Consider the following 20946-nt stretch of genomic DNA (forward strand, 5'->3'; position numbering starts at 1 on the left):
CTTGCTCGCATGTCACCCGCTACTGGGGCGGCCCTCCGAACCGCCCGCCGGTCCACCAGGTTCGTCGCCTGGGTGCGCGCCTGGCGCGCCGGCCTCACGCCGTTCGACGACCTTGCCGACGAGATCGCCGACGGCGAGGAGCACCTGGTCGCCGACGCGCCCGGCACCTGGACGGACGTGCCGCTCGCGAACGCCCTGCCGATCTTCGCGAAACTGCACCCCGACGAGATCCGGTTGGTGCTGCCCGCGCCCGGCGACCCACGCGGCCTGCCCGGTCCGAGCGAGCTGACCGGCGCCGCGCTGCTGGCCGGCGAGGTGGTGATGACGCCCGAGTTCGGCGTGGTGCCCGAGGTTCGGCGGCACACGTCGGGGTCCGGCGTGGAGTTCGAGACCGTGCTGTGGCGCGTCCATCCGGCGCCCGAGCACCGCCAGGTCTTCCAGATGGGCGCGGCCGAGGCCGAGGCCGAGCTGACCGCAGCGCTCGGCGAGGCGACCGCGACGCTCACCAAACTGGACGTGGCCCAGTGGAAACCCGAGCTGGCCGGCGCGTTGCAAGCATTGCGCCGCCCGGAGAGCACTGCCACCCTGCCACCCGGCTTCGACCCGCGCTCGCGCCGCCTGTTCGCCCGCGCCAGCGTCCTCGACCAGGTCCTGGCGCTCGCCGGGACGAACGCGCCCGGCGGCGCGGTGAACGGTTTCGAGGCACAGGCCCGGGACGCCGCGCTGCGACCGCTCACGGCCGCCTGCCGGCAGGCTCTGGTGGCGGCCTGCAACTCACCGCTGCGGCCCTGAGCCCATGCAGGACCGGCACGCGCACTGCATGTTCTGCGGGGCACGATTCCTGCCCGGACAGCCGTGGCCGCGTCACTGCACGGCCTGCAGCGAGGTCACCTATCGCAACCCCAGCCCGGTCGCCGTCGCGGTCCAGCCGGTCGGCACCGGCCTTCTCGCGGTCCGGCGCGGCATCGCACCGGCCGAGGGCCGGCTCGCCCTGCCGGGCGGTTTCATCGAGGTGGGCGAGACATGGCAGGCCGCGGCGGCGCGCGAGCTGGGCGAGGAGACAGGCCTCATTCAAGACCCTTCTTCGGTACGCCTTTACGACACGGTAAGTGCCCCGGACGGAACTATTCTGATCTTCGGCCTGCTACCGGCGTTACCGAGTGCCGCAGCGCTGCCACCGCCCCCGGCGGTCGGCGAGACCCTGAGCCGCGAGGTCCTTTACGGCCCGACCGAGCTCGGCTTCAGCATCCACACCGCGATAGCCACCCGCTGGTTCACGACCCGCTGACGTCAGTCGATCAGGGACGCCGCGACCAGTTCGGCCACCAGCAGTTGGATCGCGGGGGCACAGCGACCGGTGTCGGCTGAGGTGAACCAGGCCAGTTCGGTGATCTCGTTGTCCGGGGCGGGTTCGCCCGGGGCGTCCGAGATGAAGGTGATCAGGCGGACCCGGGTGCCCGGCGGGCGGTTGTGTGCTGGTGCCTCGATCGTCGAGAAGGGGCGCAGGGCCGCCGGGTCGACCGGGATGCCCACCTCTTCGAGGGCTTCCCGGGCCGCCGACTCGGCGTACGTCTCGCCCGGTTCCGGTTTGCCGCCGGGCAGGTAGAAAGCGTCCGACCCGTCGGCGCGTACCACCAGCACGCGTCGATCACGGACACAGACCCACGCGGCGGCGACGACCTCGTCCGTCAGTTCTGGTTCTGTCAGTTCTGGCACGGAAGCGACGCTAGCAAGCGACGACCCAGCGTCAGCTGCGCTCCACCTCCCAGGTGAACGGCACGCCGGTGATGTCCTTGTCGTTCGCGGCGTTGTTGTCCTGAAGCACGGTGGTGAACTTGAACATCTTGCTGTCGCCGGCCGCGGGGTGCCAGGTCGTGTCGACGCCGTTGCCGAAGCCGGTCTTGGTGGTCTGGAACGTGTAGAGCGTCGTTCCGGTGGAGATCGTGTTCGCGTTGGTCAGCGGGTCGAAGCCGGAGCAGTCGAAGGCCGCGCCGGCCGAGCTGTAGTCGCTGACCTGGATCTGCAGGTCCAGGTACTGAGCCAGGTTGGGCGTGGTGCTGACGCTGGACGCGAGGCCGTAGAGCATCACGTTGCCGGTCGGCGCCACGTCGCCGGTGTAGGTGACCACGATGCACTTCGACACGCTGGTGAGCGGCGTCATCAGGGTCTGGTTGAACATGGCGGTGGCGCCGCCATCGTTGTCGCTGAGGGCGACCTTTGCCGCGTGCCATTGGTTGGTCGTGTTGTCGGTGCTGCCGGTGAACGCGGCGGACGACGCGGTCCACACGGTGAAGCCACTGATCAGCAGACCGGCGGCCAGGGCCGAGGCCACGGCGATCGGGCCACGGCTCGGCGTCGTTCTCCGGTGGCGCCAGTGCTTCTGCGTCATGCCGCGTTGATCGGCGCTCCCCGGCCCCACTTGAGAACCCGCGGCTCAGCGGAATCTCACAAATGCCGAACGGGTGGTTGTGACCCGGAAGGCCGTGCTGTCCCTCTCGGCGGTCAGTGTGCTGGGCGCCGCCGGTGGGCTGCTGCTCTGGACGCTGATCCCGCTGCTGTTCGGCTGGTCGTCGTCGGTCGTGGTGAGCGGCTCGATGAGCCCGGCCGTGGAGGCGGGCGACGTGGTGGTGACCTCGCCGCTGCCGGAGGACGACGTCGCGGTCGGTTACGTGATCCGGTTCCACGACCCGAACCGGCCCGGCCGATCGATCCTGCATCGGATCACCCAGGTCACCGAGAACGGGCTCTTCGTGACGAAAGGCGACGCCAACCGTACGGCCGACTCCACCCCGATCCCGGCCAGCTCGGTGACCGGCATGGGCAGGCTGCGGGTGCCGTACGTCGGACTGCCGATGCTGTGGTGGCTGGAACGCGACTATCCGCGTCTGGCAGTGACCGTCCTTGTCGTGACGGTGCTCTGTTTACTCGTACCCATGGGGTGGTCGGTGAAGAGGCGGCCGCGCCACCTGCGTCAGAGAAACGCATAGATGGTCTGGGTGAAGTTCTGCGCGAAGATCGCGCTCGCGGTGACGCCGGCCACCTGCGCCGGCGAGGTCCGAACCGTCAGGCTGGCGGTGATCCCGAGCTGGCCCTCGGTGTTGATCCCCCAGCACCAGACCGTGGAGTCGGTCTTGCGGGCGCAGGTGAACGCCCGGCCGGCCGTCACGGTGTCCCAGTCGGTGTCCGTGCCGACCTGACCCGGCGACGCCCCGGACGTGCTGGTGGCGCCCCGGCCCAGCTCACCGCTGGTGTTCTCGCCCCAGCACCAGAGCGTGCGGTCGGTCTTGATGGCGCACGCGTGGTCGTAACCGGTGGACATGTCCCGCCAGCTCCCGGCGATCTGCAGCGGCGTCGGGTTGGCCGCGATCGCGCTGCCGGAGCCGATCTGCCCTTTGTCATTGAGGCCCCAGCACCAGAGCGTGGCGTCGGTACGCAACCCGCAGTGGTAGTAATCCCCGCCGGAGACCGTGCTCCACGTGGCGGCGTGCGGCACCGTCTGCACCGGCGTGGTCTGCCGGGTGTACGTGCTCGCGTAGGTGACACCGTCCCCGAGCGCCCCGTTGTTCGGCGAACCCCAGCACCACAGACTCTGATCGGTACGGATCCCGCAGCTGTTGAACGCCGACAGCCCCATCCTGCTCCAGATGTGCCCGCCCGCGATGAGCAGCGGCGCCATGATGTTCTCGTTGGTGGGCGGCTGGAAGACGCCGGATCCGCCGCGCCCGTTGTTGTCGCGCCCCCAGCAGTAACCGGCGCCGGTCGTGGTCACCCCGCAGGTGTGGTCCCAGCCGGCCGACACCTGCGCCCACGAGCCGGCGACCTGGGTGGCCGCGAACCGGTAGATCACATCCCCGGCGCCGATCTGCCCCCGGTTGTTCGCGCCCCAGCACCAGAGCGTGTGGCCGGCGCGCAGCCCGCAGACGAACGATCCCCCGGCGGTCAGCACGGTGAACGGCCCCGCCCCGGTACGCGGATTGAAGCTGGCGGTCCGGTTCTTCAACTCCAGGCCGAGCTGCCCGTGGTCGTTGTCGCCCCAGCACATCAGGATGCCGCCGGTACGCAGGCCGCAGCCGTGCGCGGTGCCGGAGGCAAGCCCCGTCCACCCGGTCACCCCGACGATCTCCTTCGGCGTGGTCCGGGTGGCGGTGTCGCCGTTGCCGAGCTGGCCGGACGCGCTACTGCCCCAGCACCAGGTCTCGGTGGTGCTGCGCAGCGCGCAGGTGTGCCCGCGGCCGGGCCGCACCGACGTCCAGGTGGTCGCCGACCCCACCTGTTCGGGCGCCGTCCGGTCGGTGGTGTCGCCGACGCCGAGCTGCCCGCTGCCGTTGCGTCCCCAGCAGAACAGCTTGCCGCCGTCACGGATCCCGCAGGCCGACTCGTGCCCCGCCGTGACGGTGGTCCACGCCGCCGCGCCGACCTGCACCGGGCTGGTCTGTGTCGTCGTGCTGCCGATGCCGAGCCGGCCGTTCGCGTTGCTGCCCCAGCACCACAGGGTGCTGTCGGTCTTGCGCATGCCGCAGGCGAAGTCGGCTCCGGCGGTGACCCGGCTCCAGGTGGCAGCGCCGACCTGCACCGGGCTGGTCTGTGTCGTCGTGCTACCCAGGCCGAGCTGGCCGGACGTGTTGTTGCCCCAGCACCACAGGGTGTCGTCGGCCTTGTGCACGCCGCAGGCGAACTCGGCTCCGGCGCTCACCGAGTTCCAGGTGGTCGCGCCGAGCGAGGTCGGCGTGGCACGGCTGGTGGTGTCGCCCAGCCCGAGCTGGCCGGAGGTGTTCGTGCCCCAGCAGCTGAGCGTCGCGGCCGTCTTCACGATCGCGCAGACCGCCTTGCCGCCGACGCTCATCGAGGCGTACGCACCACTGGCCACCGTGGGAACCGGCACCATGTTGTTCGCCGAGCTCACCCCGACCCGGCCGTCCGCGTTGTCGCCCCAGCAGTACAGGCTGTCGCCGGTCTGAATGGCGCAGGTCAGGTCGTCGCGGGCGGCGACGGCGGTCCAGGTGGCCGCGCCGACCCGCAGCGGGTAACCCTGGTCCGCGCCGCCGTATCCGGACTCGCCCTCCAGCAGGTAACCCCAGACCGCCACCGGGCCGTTCGGGAAGGTGCCGCTGGTCGCCGAGCCGGTCCAGGAGATGTTCGCGGTCCAGGTCGCGAGGAGCAGCACGAGACCGAGCAGCCGTCTCACGTCTGCGCCTCCCAGACGAACGTGGCCGACGCGGTCTCGTTCTGCACCGAGTTCGGCGCGGAGTTGCTCAGCGCGTACCGGAATCGGTAGGTCTTTGTCGTCGTGGCCGAGGCGGTCCAGGGGCTCAGACCGTCGGCGTACGTGCCGGCGTTGGTGCGCAGCCAGACCAGGTCGGAGCTGGTGGTGACGTTGACCGGGCCGGTGAGCGCGGCGAAGTCACTGCAGTCGGTCGCGCCGGCGCCGTCCGCCCGGTCGACGGTGAGCTGCACGTACTGGGCGAGGTTGCCGGACTGCGCGCTCTCGTACATCTTCACGGTGGCCAGGACGTTCCCGCTGTAGATCACGGTGATGCACTGGCTGCCGGTGTCGCCGGGCTTGAGGTTGGTGCCGCCGAGGGCGAACAGCGCGCTCGACGTGCCGGTGCCGATCACGACCTTGCCGGCCTGCCACTGGTTGCCGGTGTTGCTGGTCGAGGCGGAGAAGACCGCGCCGGTGGAGTGCCACACCAGCGCGCCGCTGATCGCGAGGCCGCCCACCAGCCCGACGGCGACAACAACCCGTCGCCCGATCACATATGTCCGATCGGACGACGGGTGGGACTACTGAGCCCTCAGGAAAACGGGCTCAGATCTCGTCGATGAGGTCGGCCACCGAGTTCACGATCCGCGAGGGACGGTACGGGTAGGTCTCGCTCTCCATCCGGCTGCTGATCCCGGTGAGCACCAGGATCGTCTCCAGGCCCGCCTCCAGGCCGCAGAGCACGTCGGTGTCCATCCGGTCGCCGATCATCGCGGTGGTCTCGCTGTGCGCGCCGATCGCGTTCAGCGCCGAGCGCATCATCATCGGGTTCGGCTTGCCGACGAAGTACGGCTTCACGCCGGTCGCCTTGGAGATCATCGCGGCGACCGAGCCGGCTGCCGGGAGCAGGCCCTCGTTGGACGGACCGGTGGCGTCCGGGTTCGTGCAGATGAACCGGGCGCCACCGTTGATCAGCCGGATCGCCTTGGTTATCGCCTCGAAGCTGTAGGTCCGGGTCTCGCCGAGGACCACGTAGTCCGGCTCGAACTCGGTGAGCACGTAACCGGAGGCGTGCATCGCGGTGGTCAGACCGGCTTCGCCGATCACGTACGCGGTACCGCCCGGCCGCTGGTCGGAGAGGAACTGCGCGGTCGCCAGCGCGGCCGTCCAGATCGACTGCTCCGGGACGTCGAAGCCCATCCGGTTGAGCCGGGCCTGGAGGTCACGAGGGGTGTAGATGGAGTTGTTGGTGAGGATCAGGAACGGCTTGCCGGACGCCTTCATCCGATTGACGAACTCGGGCGCCCCGGGCACCGGCACGCCCTCGTGGACGAGCACGCCGTCCATGTCGGTGAGCCAGCTCTCGATAAGCTTGCGTTCCTTCATCAGGGGGCTCCTCGTCGCTGTGGGGGCGTGCAGCAGTCGGTGGGACAGAGGTCCCAGGTCGGGAGCGTACCGAGCCCGGTGTGTGCGGCCTCGGCGGTACGTTCCTGCACGAGCTCGCGCACCATCGCGACGAACCGGGGGTGGACGCCGGGGGTGGCGGCACGGGCGTAACCGAGGCCGAGCCGGTCCGCTGTCTCCTTCGCCTCGTTGTCCAGGTCCCAGATGACTTCGAGGTGGTCGGAGACGAATCCGATCGGGCTGACCACCACGTCGGTCACGCCTTTCTCGGCGAGTGCCTCCAGGTGGTCGTTGACATCCGGCTCCAGCCACGGGATGTGCGGCGGGCCGGAGCGGCTCTGCCAGACCACGTCGTAACCGAGGTCGGAGGCGGCCGCGGCGTGCACCAGGCGGGCGGTCTCCTCCAGCTGGGCGGTGTACCGGCCGCCGGTCGGGCCGGCCGTGTTCGCCATGCTGACCGGGATCGAGTGGGCGGTGAAGACCAGCCGGGTGGTCGCGCGGCGGGCCGGGTCGAGTGTCGCCAGTGCGTCGCGCACCGACTCGATGTTCGGCTCCACAAAACCGGGGTGGTCGTGGAACTGGCGCAATTTCACGATCCGGGGCGCACCGGGCCCGACGTGCGCCCGCGCCGCCGCGATGTCCTCCCAGTACTGCTTGCAGGAGGAGTAACCGCCGTACGCGCTGGTGGCGAAGCCGAGCGCGGTCTCGATGCCGTCGTCGCGCATCTGCGCCACGGTGTCGGCCAGCATCGGGTGCCAGTTGCGGTTTCCCCAGTACAGGGGCAGGTCGATGCCGTGCGAGCCGAATTCCTCGCCGACGGCCGCGAGCAGGTCACGGCACTGCTGATTGATCGGGGAGACCCCGCCGAAGTGCATGTAGTGCTCGTACACCTCGGCGAGGCGCTCATCCGGAACTCCGCGCCCGCGCACCACATTGCGCAGGAACGGCATCACGTCATCAGGCTTTTCAGGGCCACCGAAGGAGAGCAGGACGAAGGCGTCGTATACCACCCAACCATCCTGCCACCGTGTTACGCCCCGAGAGCGTGGTAGCCCCCGTCGACGTGCACAACCTCACCCGTGGTCGCCGGGAAGAAATCGGAGAGCAGTGCGCAAATGGCCCGCGCGGTCGGCTCCGGGTCGCTGAGGTCCCAGCCGAGCGGCGAACGCTCCGCCCACGCCTCCTCGAACTGCGAGAAGCCCGGGATCGACTTGGCGGCCATCGTGCGCAGCGGGCCGGCCGAGACCAGGTTGCTGCGGATGCCCTGCTTGCCGAGGTGCAGCGCGAGGTACCGGTTCGCGGACTCCAGGCCGGCCTTCGCCACGCCCATCCAGTCGTAGACCGGCCACGCCTTTGTGGCGTCGAAGGTCAGGCCGACGACCGAGCCACCCCGGCCCATCAGCGGCAGCGCCGCCATGGCGAGAGACTTGTACGAGAACGTGGAGATGTGCAGCGCCGTTGCCACGTCATCCCACGGAGCGTCCAGGAACCCGCCGCCGAGGCAGCTCTGCGGGGCGAAACCGATCGAGTGGAGCACGCCGTCGAGCCCGTCGACGTGCTCGCGGACCTTGTCGGCCAGCCCGTCCAGGTGCTCCTGGTTCGTCACGTCGAGCTCGATCACCGGGGCCGGCTCGGGCAGACGCTTGGCGATCCGCTCGACCAGCGAGAGCCGGCCGAAGCCGGTCAGCACCACGGTCGCGCCGTTCTCCTGAGCGACCTTCGCCGCCGAGAACGCGATCGAGGCGTCGGTGATGACACCCGTGATGAGCAGCCGTTTACCGGCCAGAAGTCCAGACACGTAATTCTCTCCTGAAAAAATACCCGGGCTGATCAGTGACCCATTCCGAGGCCACCGTCGACAGGCAGCACGGCGCCCGAGATGTAAGCCGCGCTGTCACTGGCCAGGAAGGTCACCGCGGCGGCGACCTCGTCCACGCTCGCGAGGCGCCCGGCCGGGACTGACTTGATGATTTCTGCTTTGCGGGACTCCGACAGCACTGCTGTCATCTCGGTCTCGATGAAGCCGGGCGCCACCACGTTCGCGGTGATGTTGCGGGTGCCCAGCTCGCGGGTGATGCTGCGGGCCATGCCGACCAGGCCGGCCTTGCTCGCCGCGTAATTCACCTGTCCGGGTCCGCCGTACAGGCCGACGACCGAGGAAATGAAGATCATCCGGCCCCACTTGGCGCGCAGCATCTTGCCGCTGGCCCGCTTCGCGCAGCGGTACGCGCCGGTCAGGTTGGTGTCGATGACCCGCTCGAACTGATCCTCGGACATCCGGAGCAGGAGCGTGTCGTCGGTGATGCCGGCGTTCGCGACGAGGACCTCGACCGGACCCAGCTCGTTCTCAACGAACGTGAACGCGGCGTCGACGGCCGCGTTGTCGGTGATGTCGCACTGCACCCCGAACAGGCCATCCGGCACGCCCGAGCCGCGGTGCGTCACGGCGACACGGTCGCCCTGCTTGGCGAACGCCTGCGCGATGGCCAGACCGATGCCGCGGTTTCCTCCGGTCACCAGAACGGTGCGAGCCACAACCCACTCCTTCGACGAGGTCATACCCAGGTAGGGGGTGCCGGGTGGCACCGCAGGGTCACGACAGCCTCAGCGCAGCGTCGTAACCTGCTGGGAATGGAGACTAACGGCCCCGGCAGTCGCGGCGGCGTGACGGGGCCGCTGACTTACCTAACGTTCAAACAGGAGATCCGCAGGCCACCGGCCCGGCGCCGGCGTTACCGGAACGCGTTGCCGCTGCTCCTGCTGGGGCTGGCCGGCCTCGGACTGGTCGCCGGCAACTTCCTGACCCAGGTCCGTGGACTGGACGGGCCGACCGCCGCGCTGATCGCGATCGGGTCGGTGCTGCCGGTGCTGGTCGCGTACCGCCGGCCGGTGATGGCCTGGCGGCTGGCCTTCCTGATGCTGTTCGCCGGCACCATCGACGCGCAGCCGAACGAGCCCTGGCCGTGGAACACCGTGCAGATCATCGGCGCGCTGGTCGTCCTCTTCCGGCTGGCCGCCACGAACGAGTCGCTGGTGACCATCTGGGCAGTCTCGCTCACCGTCATCCCGGTCTTCATCTTCGCGCCGGACGCCAACGCGTGGGGCGCGGCGCTGCTGATCGCCGTCGTCGCCGCGATCGGCGACATCATCTCCCGGCGGCGCAGCACCCGGGAGATGCTGGCCGAGCAGTCCGAGCTCAACGAACTGGAACGGGCCAAACGAGCGGTACTCGAAGAACGCGCCCGGATCGCCCGGGAGATGCACGACGTGGTGGCCCACCACATGTCGATGATCGCGGTGCAGGCGGAGACCGCGCCGTACCGGATCGAGGGCCTTCCGGACGCGGCTCGCGAAGAGCTGACCACGATCGCGGCGGCGGCCCGGGAGGCACTCACCGACATGCGGCGCCTGCTGGGAGTGCTGCGCGCGGAACAGGACCAGGCGCTCACCGCGCCACAGCCTGGGTACGCGCAAATCGCCGACCTGGTCAGCACAGCGCAACGAGCCGGGCTGCCGGTGTCGGCCGAGATCCAGGATCTTGCCGACCTGCCCGAGACGGTGGGGCTCACGGCGTACCGCATCGTGCAGGAAGCGCTGGCGAACGCGGCGCGGCACGCGCCTGGCGGCCCGGTGCGGCTCGCTGCTCGCGCTGATCCGGCCTCGCTGGAGTTGCGCGTGCACAACAGGATGACCGTGGAAACCACCGGCGGCGACGGTCATGGCCTGATCGGCATGCGGGAACGGGTCGCGCTTCTCGGTGGCGAACTCGACGCCGGTCCGGACGGCGAGGGTGGATATCAGGTCGTGGCGACGATCCCCCGGCAACACGAGAGAACGCAGCGGGAGCGCGCATGATCAAGGTCTTGATCGCGGACGACCAGGCGATGGTCCGGCAGGGGTTCGGCGCGCTGCTCGCCGCCCAGCCCGACCTGCTCGTCGTCGGCGACGCGGCGAACGGCGCCGACGCGGTCACCGAGGTTCGCAGGCTCGCCCCGGACGTCGTACTCATGGATGTCCGGATGCCGGTGATGGACGGCCTGGAGGCGACCCGGCGGCTGGTGGGCGGGAATCCGGCCGGCGGGCCGAAGGTGTTGATTCTCACCACGTTCGATCTCGACGACTACGTCTACGAGGCACTGCGCGCCGGCGCGAGCGGCTTCCTCCTCAAGGACGCACCCGCCGCTGACCTGGTCAACGCGGTACGCGTGGTCGCCTCCGGCGAAGCGTTGCTGGCGCCGTCGGTGACCCGGCGGCTGATCGCCGAGTTCGCCGCCCGGCCGCACCCGAACCGGCCGCGGCCGGTCGTGCTCAACGCGCTGACCCCGCGGGAGACCGACGTGCTGCGGCTGATCGCGCGGGGCCGGTCCAACCAGGAGATCGCCGCTGACCTGGTCGTCGCCGAACAGACCGTGAAGACCCACATCGGCCGGATCCTCGGCAAGCTCGGGCTGCGCGACCGGGCGCAGGCCGTGGTGCTCGCTTACGAGACCGGCCTGGTCGCCGCCGGGGAATAACTGATCGAGTGACCCGATTTTCTTAGGTGCGACTTAAGGGGTACGCTCCCACACTGTTCCCAGGGCCCGAACGAGCTATGGAGGTGATCGCTGTGCGAGATAGCGATCCTCCTAGTCGTGGCCGGGACGCTCGTCAGCGTTTCTGACCGCTGACCAGATTTCTCCCACCAGCATCCACCGGTTCTGCCGCCTTACGCCCGGCCGGCCGGCAACGTCGCATGCGCCGCGACGCCGGATGCCGGCTTGGCCGCGACCGTGACCTGCGCGTTTCAGTTTCGCTCAGTCGCCAGCGGAAGCGGGTTGATCATGAAGAACCTCGTTGCACCTCTCGGATTCACCCTGCTGTCGGTATGGGTGGTCATGCTTTTCGTTCTCGCCCACAACTCTTAGTCCTCTGTCAGGGCAGTCTCGACGTCCACAGCAGGCTCAGGCCCGCGCCCAGCAGGCCGAGCAGCAGGCCGGCTCCGGCGTACCACTGGGTCACCTCGCGCGGTTCGGTCCGGTGGCCGATCGAACTGCCCATGTCCTCGTAGACCTGCTTGAGCTCGCTCACCGAAGCGGCCTCGTAGAAATAGCCCTTGGTGCTTTCCGCCAGCTCCTGCAACGACAGCCGGTCCACCGGCACCCGCTGCACCGAACCACGGATGTCCACCACACCGGTGTCGGTGCCGAACGCGATCGTCGACACCGGCACGTTCGCCTGCGAGGCCGCGGTCGCCGCGTCCTCGATCGACCGGCCCGACGTACGGTAACCGTCGGAGAGCAGCACGACCCGGGCCGGCGGGGCGCCGTCCGCGCCGTCCGACGGCACCGAGCGGATCGCGTCCAGCGACGTGAACACGGCCTCACCGGTCGCGGTCGCCTCGGCCAGCGTCAGCCCGTCGATCGCGGAGATCACCGCGGACCGGTCCTTCGACGGCGGGACCAGCACGTTCGCCGCTTTCGCGAACGAGACCAGGCCCAGGTTGTAGGTGGCCGGCAACTCGTTCACGAACGCTTTCGCCGCCTCCTGCGCGGCCTCGATGCGGCTCGGCGCCACGTCGTCAGCCTGCATCGAGAGCGACACGTCGATGGCGAGCATCACCGTGGCGCGTTCCAGAGGCTGCTCGGTGTCGACCGACGGACGGGCGGTCGCCGCCGCCAGCGCGCCGAGCATCAGCAGGAACGCGGCAGCCGACACGTGCCGGCGCCAGCCCAGGCCTTTCGGCGCGAGGGTGCGCAGCAGGTCGACGTTGGTGAACCGCATCGCGTAGTTGCGTTTGCGGAACTGCCGCCAGACGTAGAGGCCGGCCATGCCGAGCACCGGCAGGATCGTCAGCAGCCACCACGGCGCCAGGAAACGGATCATCGTGTGGTCCCTCGGGTGCGGGCGTGGCGTTGAGCCGCCACGAAACGGACCATGTCGAGCAGCCAGTCGGTGTCGGTGCGCAGCCGCAGGTGAGCCGCGCCGCCGGCACGCAAGGCGCGGGCGATGGCGGCCCGCTGCTCACCGGCCGCCTCGGCGTAACGCTGTCGAAGTTTCGGATCGGCGGTCTGCACCTCGTGCAGGTCACCGGACTCGGGATCGGCCAGGGTCAGCACGCCGACGTCCGGCAGCTCCAACTCTCGCGGATCGACCACCTCGATCGCCAGCACGTCGTGCCGGACACCGAGCTTGCGCATCGGCCGCGCCCAGGACTCCACCGGTGCCAGAAAATCGGAGATCACCACTGCAACACCACGGCGGCGCGGCGGCCGATTCAGCATCTCGATCAACTCGCCCAGGTCGGCGCGCCCGGGCTGGATGCGAGTGCGCGCGATCGCCCGCAGCAGCCCCTGCGCCTCCTTGCGGCCGGGACGCGCCGGCATCCGGACCATCGGCGAGCTCGGCGGCTGGCTCGGCGCCGTCGCCGCCTTGCGGCGCCACCAGCTCGCGCTTTTCTGCGGTACGCCCGAACCGGTGCCGACCACCGCGCCGATCCGGTTGCCGCCCCGTGCGGTGAGGTGCGTGACCGCGGTGGCCGCGGCGATCACCAGATCACTCTTGAGCCAGCGTGCCGTGCCGAAGTCCAGACTGGCCGAGAGGTCGATCGCCATCCACGTCTCGAGTTCCCGGTCGGCGACCGTGCGGCGCACGTGCGGCTGGGTGGTGCGTGCCGTGACCGGCCAGTCCATCCGGCGGACGTCGTCGCCCGGGCGGTACTCCCGGGACTCGCCGGCCTCGGTGCCCGGTCCGGGCAGCAGGCCGACGTAATCACCCTGGAGCAGCCCGTCGAGTTTGCGGGTGACCAGCAGCTGGAGGCGGCCGAGGACAGCCTCGGCCCGCGCCGACTCATCCGGCGCGACGGGCGTCTGGCCCGGGGCGGTCACTGCTGGCCGTGCCAGCCCTGCGGGCCGCCGGCCTGGTGGCCGCCGGGGCTCTGATCGCCGGGGTTCTGGCCGGGCTGTGCCGCGCCGGGCTGCTGTCCCGCGCCGGGCTGAGCGCCGCCGGCGTGTGCGCCGCCGGGCTGGCCTGCGCCGGCGTGTGCGCCGCCGGGCTGGCCTCCGCCGAACTGTGCTCCGCCGGCCTGGGGGTAGGGCTGCTGCTGGCGAGGGTCGAAGACCGCGGCCGGGACACCGCTGGTCGGCTGGATCTGCGGTGCGCCGTGACCGTTGAAGCCGCCGGCCGGACCGCTGGGGAAGCCGCCGTTGAGATTGCCGTTGGGGTTGCCACCATGGTTGCCGCCGTGGTTGCCGTTCGGGCTGGCGCCCTGGCGGGACGCGACCGACGGCATCGGGACGGTCTGCATGATCCGGGCGACGATGTGGTCGGCCGGGATGTCGTCGGCGAGCGCGTCGTAACTGAGCACCAGGCGGTGCCGCAGGATGTCCGGCGCGATGTCCTGAAGGTCCTGCGGCAGCGCGTAGTCACGGCCGCGGAGCAGCGCGAGGGCCCGGGTGGCCCGGACGATGCCGAGCGAGGCACGGGGGCTCGCGCCGTACTGAATCAGCTGCGCCACGTCGGGCATGCCGTGCTGGGCCGGGGCACGGGTCGCGAGGACCAGCCGGACCGTGTAGTCGACCAGCGCGTTGTGCACGAAGACCTGGTCGGCGCGGCGCTGCAGGGCGAGCAGGTCCTCGGAGGTGAAGACCTGTTTCGGCTCCGGCGCGCTCACGCCCATCCGGTAGACGATCTCGCGTTCCTCGGTGTCCGTCGGGTAACCCACGATGATCTTCATGAGGAAGCGGTCCCGCTGGGCCTCGGGCAGCGGGTAGACACCCTCCTGCTCGATCGGGTTCTGTGTCGCCATCACCAGGAACGGGTCGGGGACCGCGTGGCTCTTGCCGCCGATCGACACCTGGTGCTCGGCCATCACCTCGAGCAGCGCCGACTGCACCTTGGCCGGAGCCCGGTTGATCTCGTCGGCAAGCAGGAAGTTCACAAAGACGGGGCCGAGCTCCACGTCGAACTGCTCGCTCGACTGCCGGTAGATCCGGGTGCCGACGATGTCGGCCGGGACCAGGTCAGGGGTGAACTGCACCCGGGAGAACGAACCACCGACCACCTTGGCCAGGGTCTCCACGGCAAGGGTCTTGGCCACGCCGGGAACACCCTCGATCAGGCAGTGGCCGCGGGCGAGCAGCGCCACGAACATCCGCTCGACCATCCGGTCCTGGCCGACGATGACCCGTTTCACCTCGAACATGGCCCGCTCTAGCTGTGACGCGTCCTGCGCGGGCGTGACCGGCGCCAGGGCGCCGGGACTGGTCTCGGTCTCGGGCATGCTCGGCTGGGACACCGGTCCTCCACAACGGTCGTGATACGCCGACATGGATGCCGACGTTCAAGACTTACACGACAGACAACACCACACGGCTGGGAGGTTCCTAAGAAGTCTTCCGGCCGCACTTGCCCATTCTGGTCATCAGGGCTGTCACCTCCCCGTCATCATCGCCTCTGCCAGCAACGACCGCAGCCCTGAGCGCAAGAGGCCGGTCGTGTTGATCTTTCTGCGCGATCCGCCGGATCGGGCACCGTCACCGGGTGGATCCGCGCGGATTTGGAGCGTGTAGCATTTCCCTTGTCGCCGGGCGGCTTCCCCCGTGGCCGCCCGGCGCTAACTCTTCCTCCCAAGGGCAATCTGGCCCACTCCGTAAGGTGTTCGGAATGGTTGAGGATCTATCACCCCAGTGCTCCGCCAAGGGTTGCCGCCTTCCCGCGGCCTGGCAGCTGCATTGGAACAATCCGAAACTGCACACCCCGGACCGCCGCAAAGTCTGGCTGGCCTGCGCGGATCACCGCGAGACGCTCGGCGCCTTCCTCGAAGCGCGGCGCTTCCTGCGAGAGGTCACACCCTTCACGGCGGCAGGAGATGCGGTCATCTCATAGGCTTCATATGTGAGCGAGCCGCCCAGCACCACAGTCGATGCCCTCGAACCGTGGCCCGACACGGTCGAATGGCGCCCCGTCTCCCCCAAACTGATCGTCGTGGAGCTGATCGGCCTGGCCGTCTGGCTCGCGGTTTTCACCGCCGGCCTCGGCATCGCCTGGTTCTTCAGCCGCCATCCCGGCTGGCTCATCGGGATCGGCGTGGTCCTGCTGCTCGGCGTCTGGCGCGCCGTCGTCCACGTGCGGGCCGTGCGCGCCTGGGGATATGCCGAACGCGACAACGACCTCCTGGTCCGGCACGGCCTGCTGCTCCGCCATCTTTCGATCGTTCCGTACGCGCGGATGCAGTACGTCGACGTCACCGCAGGACCGCTGGAGCGGGCGTTCGGGCTGGCCACCGTGCAGCTGCACACCGCGGCGGCGGCCAGTGACGCCCGGGTGCCGGGGTTGCCGCCCGAGGAGGCGTCCCGGCTGCGTGACCGGTTGACCGCCCTCGGCGAGGACCGGGCCGAGGGCCTGTGACCAGCGCCGGCCTGCCCCCGTCAGTCCCACCGGGCCCGTCGCCGGACCCCGCTCACCCGTCAGCTGTTCCCGGGCCTCATCCAGAACACTTCCCCGGTGCGCCCGGCTGGCATGCCACCGCTCCACCTCCTGGATATCCGCCTCCCGGGTGGCAGGCTGATCCGGGAGCCGGGCTGGAGACGCGGCAGCGGTTGCATCCGCTCAGCCCGTTGCTGAGCGGCGCCAAGAGCATCGTGGTGATCGTCGCGGCGCTGTCCTGGCAGACGCTGTCCCAGCTCGGGACCACGCACTTCGCCATGCTCGTCGCCATCCTCGCCGTCGGGGTCGTGATCTTCTCGGTGATCGGCTGGTACAACACCGGGTACCAGGTGATCGGCCGGGAACTGCGGATCGCCGAAGGACTGATCTGGCGCCGCAACCGGGCCATCCCACTCGACCGTCTCCAGTCCGTCGAGCTGCGCCGGCCACTACTCGCCCAGCTCACCGGACTCGCCGAACTCCGCCTCGAAGTCGTCGGCGGCGGCAAGACCGAGGCGCCACTGGCGTACCTCACGGTCCGGGAAGCGGGACTGCTCCGGGAACGGCTTCTCGCGCTCTCCGCGCGTACCCAAGCTGGTCAAAGCGCGAGTGTCGCGGAGCCGGCGGCCGGGGCCGCGGCGGTGACCACCGCGCAGGCCCCCCTTTATCGCGTTCGCAACCGTGACCTGCTGATCAGCCAGTTGCTGACGCCGCAGGCGTTCTTCCTGCCGATCGGTGTCGCGTGGGTGGTGACGCAGTTCGTGATGGAGGGATCGTGGACGTTCGTCGGGATCGCCAGCACCGTGACCGCGATGGCCGGTGTGCTGCTCCAGCCGATCCGGCGGGTGCTCGGCGACTGGGATTTCCAGCTCGGCCGTGACCGGGACCGGCGGCTCGTGCTGCACTACGGGCTGGTCGAGACGCGCAATCAGGTGGTGCCGCCGTTCCGGGTGCAGACCGTGCGGGTCATCTGGCCGTTCCTGTGGCGCAAGGCGCGGTGGCTCAACCTGCGGCTCGACATCGCCGGGTACAGCGGGCCGGAGCCCGGTGACGACAAGAACTCGGATCGGCTGATGCCGGTCGGGGACATCGCTACCGCGCGTTCGCTGGTCGCGGCGGTTCTACCCGGTGTCGACCTGGCGACTCTCGCCACCTCGCCGCCTCCGGCGCGTGCGCGCTGGCTGCACCCGATCGGGCTGCGGTTCTACGGGGCCGGGCTGACGCCTGACGTGTTCGTCACCCGGCAGGGGCGGGTCACGCGCGAGGTGAGCCTGGTTCCGTACGCACGGTTGCAGAGCGTGCGTGTGGTTCAAGGGCCGTTGCAGCGCAGGCTCGGGCTGGCGACCGTTTACGCCGACACCGCCGGTGGCCGGTCCGGAGTGGCTCGTGATCGGGATCTTGCTGAGGCTTGGGCGCTTGCCGAGCAGCTGGCGGTTCGGGCTCGGGCGGCGCGGGTTGGCGGGTCCTAAGGTGTGTGGATGGAGTTTCCGGAGTTCGCACCGGGGCTGAACGCCCGAGTCGAATTGACCGTCACCGACGCCGACACCGCGCAGTCCATCGGCTCCGGTGACGTGCCGGTGCTGGGCACGCCCCGGCTGCTCGCCTTGGCCGAAGCAGCCACCGTCGCCGCCACCGCACGGCAGATCCCCGGCGGCGTCACCACGGTCGGCAGCCGGGCTGAGATCGAACATCGCGCGCCGACGCCGGTGGGGCGTACCGTCGCCGCCACAGCGACGCTGACCAAGGTGGACGGGCGCACGCTGGTCTTCGACGTCACGGTTCGGGATCGGGGTGCGGTCGTGGCCGAGGTGCGGGTGGAGCGGATTCTGGTGGAGCGGCAGCGTTTTATCGCTGGGGCAGAGGTTCTTCGGTAGGGGTTTTTGGTTTTTCGGGTTTCTTGGCTCCGGCTTTTCGGTAGGGCTTCTTCGGTCGGGCTTCTTCGCTAGAGCAGGGCGCCCCAGCGGGTGGTCAGCTCGGGGGCGGTCGGCATCGCGGTGGCGCCACCCGGGCGTTCGCAGACCAGGCCGGCTACGGCGAGGGCGAAGCGCACATGGCGCTGCCAGTCCGCCAGGCTGCCGGGCCGGCCCTCGTCCAGCAGGCGGCGGATCAGGGCGCCCATCACCGAGTCACCGGCGCCGGTCGCGTCGATGGCGGCCACTGCCGGGGCGGGCAGCATCACGCCACCGTCTTGCGCGGCAATGTAGGCGCCTTTTGATCCGCAGGTGACGACCACGGCCTTGGCTCCCACTGCGCGGATCCGCTCGGCGGCGACTGCCGGGTCCGGCTCGTCGTACAGGATCGTCGCGTCAGCTTGGCTGAGTTTTACCAGGTCGGCGGTGGTGAAGAATTCTTCGACCAGGGTTTGGAGAGCTTTGATCGCGGCGGCGTCCGGTAGAAGTGTGGGGCGGACGTTGGGGTCGAAGACCTTCAGAGGGCCGGGGGTCTGCCACGCTTTTCTGGCTGCTGAGCGGAAGGGTTCGCGGAGCAGGCAGATCGAGCCGGTGTAAAGGACTTTCGCGTCTGCGACGGTAGTTTCGTCCAGGTCATCGGGCGTCAGCAGCGCGTAGGAGGGTGGCTCACCGTAGAAGGTGAAGGTTGGTTCAGCGCCTTCGAATGTGGTCACTGCCAGCGTGGTGGGCGCGGTTACTCGGCGGATGCCGCGTTCGTTGACTCCAGCATTTCGGATAAATGCTGATATGCGGTCGCCGAGGACATCGTTACTCAGCGAGCCGGCGTAGGTGACCTCGCCGCCCAGCCGGGCTACGCCGACAGCGACGTTGAGTGGTGCGCCGCCGATCGCCTGCTTGTAGATCTGCTCCCCGCCGGCGTCAGCCTCCAGCAGGTCGATCAGTGCCTCGCCCATGACCATCGCGTAACCCATGACCGCCCCCTCCGCCGTCCCGAGCCAGCCTCTCACCCCAGACGGCCTCCAGTCACGGCGTCCGTTCACGGCACCCTTCCGCCTGCGCGAGGCACCCGCCGCCGCAAGCACGAGCCCCAGTCCCGGGCTCGCGCTTGTGGTCGTATTTTCGGCCCCTGCGCGACCACAAGCACAAGCCGAGCGGAAGCGGCTCGCGCCTACGGTCGCGTTTTCGGCCCCTGCGCGGCCACAAGCACAAGCCAAGCGGGAGCGGCTCGCGCCTACGGTCGCGTTTTCGGCGCTCACGCGACCACATGCACGAGCCGAGCGGAAGCGGCTCGCGCTTACGGTCGCGTTTTCGGCCCCTGCGCGACCACAAGCACAAGCTGGCCTCTGCCCCGGCGCTTCGGCGCTTCGGTTGTTGGTGGCTGGCTGGACTGGAGCGGATCGCGGTGGCGGTGGGCCGTGCAGAGTTCTCCCGTTGCGGAGTGGCTGCACCCTATGGCTGCCGGCTCAACGCTGCGGCGACCCCAGTGTGCAGCTGGCGTTGGGGTGGCTGTCGCTCATGGCTGCCGGCTTAACGGTACGGCGACCGTGGCGTGCAGCCGGGGCAGGGCGGCTGCACCGGATGGCTGCCGGCCGTACGGTGTGGCGACCGTGGCGTGCAGCCGGTTGGGGCTGTTGGTTGTCACTGCTGAACCTGCTGGCCGATTGAGATCGCGCGCTAGCAGTGGACGCTCGGGTTTGATCACTTCTCCGCTCCCGGTTTTCCGCGGCGATCGTGGTCCTTGAACCACGGCCCGGTGGGAACGGCGGCCCAATGTCGCGCGGGGCAGACGGGTGTGTCGATTTCGGGTTCGATGCGCGCCTTTACTCGACACACACCGGGTGGTTGCTCGCGGCGTGATGCCTTTGGTCCGGCAGAGCGGATCGGATCCGGTCTCCGGGCGAGCTGGTCGCCGGGCAGGCCGACCGCCCGGCGAGCCGTAGGCCAGATAGGTCATCGCAGCCTCATTACAGGGCTGAGCTACGGCTCGCCCCGCGGCAACGGGACCCGCGGCGCCGAGACCCGCGGGAGCACGACCCGCGGAGGCACGACCCGCGGAGGCACGACCCGCGGGGGGGGCTAGACCTGCGGGGGCTAGACCTGCGGGGGCACCACCTGCAGGGGCTAGACCTGCGGAGGCACCACCTGCAGGGGCACGACCTGCGGGGGGCTGGACCTGTGGGGGCGGGACCTGCCTGGGCGCCGTTTGGGGCGGCGGTGGGAGCTGGCCGAGTGTGGGCGCTTGCCCCGTGGGTGGGTGGCCGGGGCTCGCACGGTTGCTGGGATTCCCCGTGGTCACGGAAGCTCAGACCGCTTTGGGGGGTTGTGTGGCTAGTTATATGGGTGATTTTGCGACACTTTGGGGATGAATTTTCGACTTGTGCTTTTGGCGGTTCCGCTTGTGCTCGGGGCCTGTGCCAGCGCCATGGCTACGCCGGCCTCGCCTGAGGTGTCCGTGTCAGCTGTGCCGGATGCGGCGCCTGGGCTGGAGCCCGGGCCGGTCAGTTCGGGGACCTTCCGGGCGTGGCGGGAAGGGGCCACCGCGGTCACCTATGACGCTGCCGCTGTGCCGGTAGGTGCGACCGCTGAGGTCAGCGTCAACGAAGCCGCGGGCAGTGTCACCGTCAAGGCTGAGCTGGCCGGGCTGGTTCCGGGGCGGAAGTACGGGGCTCACCTGCACAACAACCCGTGCACGGCTGACCCCGCCGAGGCTGGGCCGCACTATCAGCATCGGGTGGATCCGGCTGCTGGGCCGGGGAAGCCTTCGGTGGATCCGGTCTATGCCAACCCCGCCAATGAGATCTGGCTGGACTTCACCACTGACGCTGCGGGGACCGCAAAAGCCACGAGTGTTCAGCAGTGGCGGTTCGACGCGGCGCGGCCGCCGTGGTCGTTCGTGCTGCACGCTGAGGGAACCCACACCGCGCATGGTGAGGCCGGGACCGCTGGGGCGAGGCTGGCCTGTCTCACGCGGGATCCGGTTCCGGCCTATGTGAACCAGCCGGGCCGCGGATAAGAGGCCACCTCAAC

The 20946-nt window shown here is 69.7% G+C and carries 22 protein-coding genes and 1 pseudogene; 10 read left to right on the forward strand and 13 right to left on the reverse strand.

Annotated elements, in window-relative coordinates; all coding sequences use genetic code 11:
- Positions 1–9 precede the first annotated feature (9 nt).
- Together B0I29_RS17865 and B0I29_RS17870 are read left to right on the forward strand one after the other, a co-directional pair.
- Positions 10–792, forward strand: a complete 783-nt coding sequence (locus B0I29_RS17865) for a hypothetical protein (protein ID WP_111650121.1) — start codon at positions 10–12, stop codon at positions 790–792.
- A gap of 4 nt (positions 793–796) precedes the next feature.
- Positions 797–1288, forward strand: a complete 492-nt coding sequence (locus B0I29_RS17870) for an NUDIX domain-containing protein (RefSeq protein ID WP_181557850.1) — start codon at positions 797–799, stop codon at positions 1286–1288.
- Positions 1289–1290: 2 nt separating this feature from the next.
- Here the strand turns inward: B0I29_RS17870 and B0I29_RS17875 are convergent, their stop codons facing one another.
- Together B0I29_RS17875 and B0I29_RS17880 are read right to left on the reverse strand one after the other, a co-directional pair.
- Positions 1291–1716, reverse strand: coding sequence for an NUDIX hydrolase (locus B0I29_RS17875; protein WP_245972595.1), 426 nt, complete (start codon positions 1714–1716; stop codon positions 1291–1293).
- Between the two features lie 31 nt (positions 1717–1747).
- Positions 1748–2389, reverse strand: coding sequence for a hypothetical protein (locus B0I29_RS17880; protein WP_111650122.1), 642 nt, complete (start codon positions 2387–2389; stop codon positions 1748–1750).
- 79 nt (positions 2390–2468) lie between these two features.
- Here B0I29_RS17880 and B0I29_RS17885 point away from each other — a divergent pair, with 79 nt between their 5' ends.
- Positions 2469–2987 (forward strand): signal peptidase I, encoded by a 519-nt coding sequence (locus tag B0I29_RS17885; protein ID WP_111650123.1) that lies wholly within the window; start codon positions 2469–2471, stop codon positions 2985–2987.
- Here the strand turns inward: B0I29_RS17885 and B0I29_RS17890 are convergent.
- The 6 genes from B0I29_RS17890 to fabG are packed head-to-tail and all read right to left on the reverse strand — an operon-like array spanning position 2972 to position 9142.
- Positions 2972–5185, reverse strand: coding sequence for an RCC1 domain-containing protein (locus tag B0I29_RS17890; protein ID WP_111650124.1), 2214 nt, complete (start codon positions 5183–5185; stop codon positions 2972–2974). The two genes, B0I29_RS17885 and B0I29_RS17890, sit on opposite strands and share 16 nt — an antisense overlap.
- Positions 5182–5757: a hypothetical protein gene (locus B0I29_RS17895; RefSeq protein WP_111650125.1), complete on the reverse strand. Its 576-nt coding sequence runs from the start codon at positions 5755–5757 to the stop codon at positions 5182–5184. The genes B0I29_RS17890 and B0I29_RS17895 overlap by 4 nt, the downstream gene beginning before the upstream one ends.
- Positions 5758–5809: 52 nt before the next feature.
- Positions 5810–6589 (reverse strand): HAD-IIA family hydrolase, encoded by a 780-nt coding sequence (locus B0I29_RS17900; RefSeq protein WP_111650126.1) that lies wholly within the window; start codon positions 6587–6589, stop codon positions 5810–5812.
- Complete coding sequence (locus B0I29_RS17905) at positions 6589–7617, reverse strand: ferrochelatase (RefSeq protein WP_111650127.1); 1029 nt, start codon at positions 7615–7617, stop codon at positions 6589–6591. Before B0I29_RS17905 ends, B0I29_RS17900 begins: the two co-directional genes overlap by 1 nt.
- 20 nt (positions 7618–7637) lie before the next feature.
- On the reverse strand, positions 7638–8405 hold the full coding sequence (gene fabI / locus B0I29_RS17910) for an enoyl-ACP reductase FabI (RefSeq protein WP_111650128.1): 768 nt from the start codon (positions 8403–8405) through the stop codon (positions 7638–7640).
- Positions 8406–8437: 32 nt separating this feature from the next.
- Positions 8438–9142, reverse strand: coding sequence for a 3-oxoacyl-ACP reductase FabG (gene fabG, locus B0I29_RS17915; protein ID WP_111650241.1), 705 nt, complete (start codon positions 9140–9142; stop codon positions 8438–8440).
- A gap of 96 nt (positions 9143–9238) precedes the next feature.
- Here fabG and B0I29_RS17920 point away from each other — a divergent pair, with 96 nt between their 5' ends.
- Both B0I29_RS17920 and B0I29_RS17925 read left to right on the forward strand, forming a co-directional pair.
- Entirely contained in the window at positions 9239–10462 is a 1224-nt protein-coding gene (locus tag B0I29_RS17920) for a sensor histidine kinase (RefSeq protein WP_181557852.1), read from the forward strand.
- Positions 10459–11121, forward strand: coding sequence for a response regulator (locus B0I29_RS17925; RefSeq protein WP_111650130.1), 663 nt, complete (start codon positions 10459–10461; stop codon positions 11119–11121). Before B0I29_RS17920 ends, B0I29_RS17925 begins: the two co-directional genes overlap by 4 nt.
- A 397-nt stretch (positions 11122–11518) precedes the next feature.
- Here the strand turns inward: B0I29_RS17925 and B0I29_RS17930 are convergent, their stop codons facing one another.
- From B0I29_RS17930 to B0I29_RS17940, 3 genes and pseudogenes are all read right to left on the reverse strand, one after another.
- On the reverse strand, positions 11519–12469 hold the full coding sequence (locus B0I29_RS17930; protein WP_111650131.1) for a VWA domain-containing protein: 951 nt from the start codon (positions 12467–12469) through the stop codon (positions 11519–11521).
- Positions 12466–13485 (reverse strand): DUF58 domain-containing protein, encoded by a 1020-nt coding sequence (locus B0I29_RS17935; protein WP_111650132.1) that lies wholly within the window; start codon positions 13483–13485, stop codon positions 12466–12468. The genes B0I29_RS17930 and B0I29_RS17935 overlap by 4 nt, the downstream gene beginning before the upstream one ends.
- 356 nt (positions 13486–13841) lie before the next feature.
- A pseudogene (locus B0I29_RS17940) lies at positions 13842–14879 on the reverse strand (AAA family ATPase); the annotation flags it as partial.
- A 368-nt stretch (positions 14880–15247) separates the two neighbouring features.
- Here B0I29_RS17940 and B0I29_RS17945 point away from each other — a divergent pair.
- Genes B0I29_RS17945 through B0I29_RS17960 form a run of 4 tightly spaced genes read left to right on the forward strand, consistent with a single transcriptional unit; the run spans position 15248 to position 17883 of the window.
- Positions 15248–15469, forward strand: coding sequence for a hypothetical protein (locus tag B0I29_RS17945; protein ID WP_111650133.1), 222 nt, complete (start codon positions 15248–15250; stop codon positions 15467–15469).
- Between the two features lie 9 nt (positions 15470–15478).
- On the forward strand, positions 15479–15991 hold the full coding sequence (locus B0I29_RS17950; RefSeq protein WP_111650134.1) for a PH domain-containing protein: 513 nt from the start codon (positions 15479–15481) through the stop codon (positions 15989–15991).
- Complete coding sequence (locus tag B0I29_RS17955; RefSeq protein WP_375790584.1) at positions 15988–17478, forward strand: PH domain-containing protein; 1491 nt, start codon at positions 15988–15990, stop codon at positions 17476–17478. Before B0I29_RS17950 ends, B0I29_RS17955 begins: the two co-directional genes overlap by 4 nt.
- Before the next feature lie 9 nt (positions 17479–17487).
- Positions 17488–17883 carry a thioesterase family protein gene (locus B0I29_RS17960; protein ID WP_111650243.1) on the forward strand — a complete coding sequence of 132 codons (396 nt, stop codon included), beginning with the start codon at positions 17488–17490 and terminating at the stop codon, positions 17881–17883.
- A gap of 68 nt (positions 17884–17951) precedes the next feature.
- Here B0I29_RS17960 and B0I29_RS17965 read toward each other — a convergent pair whose 3' ends face one another.
- On the reverse strand, positions 17952–18890 hold the full coding sequence (locus tag B0I29_RS17965; RefSeq protein ID WP_111650135.1) for a carbohydrate kinase family protein: 939 nt from the start codon (positions 18888–18890) through the stop codon (positions 17952–17954).
- A gap of 542 nt (positions 18891–19432) precedes the next feature.
- Positions 19433–19561 carry a hypothetical protein gene (locus tag B0I29_RS47445; RefSeq protein ID WP_260329132.1) on the reverse strand — a complete coding sequence of 43 codons (129 nt, stop codon included), beginning with the start codon at positions 19559–19561 and terminating at the stop codon, positions 19433–19435.
- A gap of 810 nt (positions 19562–20371) precedes the next feature.
- Here B0I29_RS47445 and B0I29_RS17975 point away from each other — a divergent pair.
- Positions 20372–20932, forward strand: coding sequence for a superoxide dismutase family protein (locus tag B0I29_RS17975; protein WP_220091337.1), 561 nt, complete (start codon positions 20372–20374; stop codon positions 20930–20932).
- Positions 20933–20946 lie beyond the last annotated feature (14 nt).

This window comes from Actinoplanes lutulentus (assembly GCF_003259845.1).
Lineage (GTDB): Bacteria > Actinomycetota > Actinomycetes > Mycobacteriales > Micromonosporaceae > Actinoplanes > Actinoplanes lutulentus.

Excerpts from the sequence above, each read along its gene's own strand:
- B0I29_RS17865 (WP_111650121.1), top strand. The coding sequence starts at position 10 with ATGTCACCCGCTACTGGGGCGGCCCTCCGAACCGCCCGCCGGTCCACC.
- B0I29_RS17945 (WP_111650133.1), top strand. The coding sequence starts at position 15,248 with ATGGTTGAGGATCTATCACCCCAGTGCTCCGCCAAGGGTTGCCGCCTT.
- B0I29_RS17920 (WP_181557852.1), top strand. The coding sequence starts at position 9,239 with ATGGAGACTAACGGCCCCGGCAGTCGCGGCGGCGTGACGGGGCCGCTG.
- B0I29_RS17870 (WP_181557850.1), top strand. The coding sequence starts at position 797 with ATGCAGGACCGGCACGCGCACTGCATGTTCTGCGGGGCACGATTCCTG.
- B0I29_RS17900 (WP_111650126.1), bottom strand. The coding sequence starts at position 6,589 with ATGAAGGAACGCAAGCTTATCGAGAGCTGGCTCACCGACATGGACGGC.
- B0I29_RS17965 (WP_111650135.1), bottom strand. The coding sequence starts at position 18,890 with ATGGGTTACGCGATGGTCATGGGCGAGGCACTGATCGACCTGCTGGAG.
- B0I29_RS17930 (WP_111650131.1), bottom strand. The coding sequence starts at position 12,469 with ATGATCCGTTTCCTGGCGCCGTGGTGGCTGCTGACGATCCTGCCGGTG.
- B0I29_RS17960 (WP_111650243.1), top strand. The coding sequence starts at position 17,488 with ATGGAGTTTCCGGAGTTCGCACCGGGGCTGAACGCCCGAGTCGAATTG.
- B0I29_RS17880 (WP_111650122.1), bottom strand. The coding sequence starts at position 2,389 with ATGACGCAGAAGCACTGGCGCCACCGGAGAACGACGCCGAGCCGTGGC.
- B0I29_RS17925 (WP_111650130.1), top strand. The coding sequence starts at position 10,459 with ATGATCAAGGTCTTGATCGCGGACGACCAGGCGATGGTCCGGCAGGGG.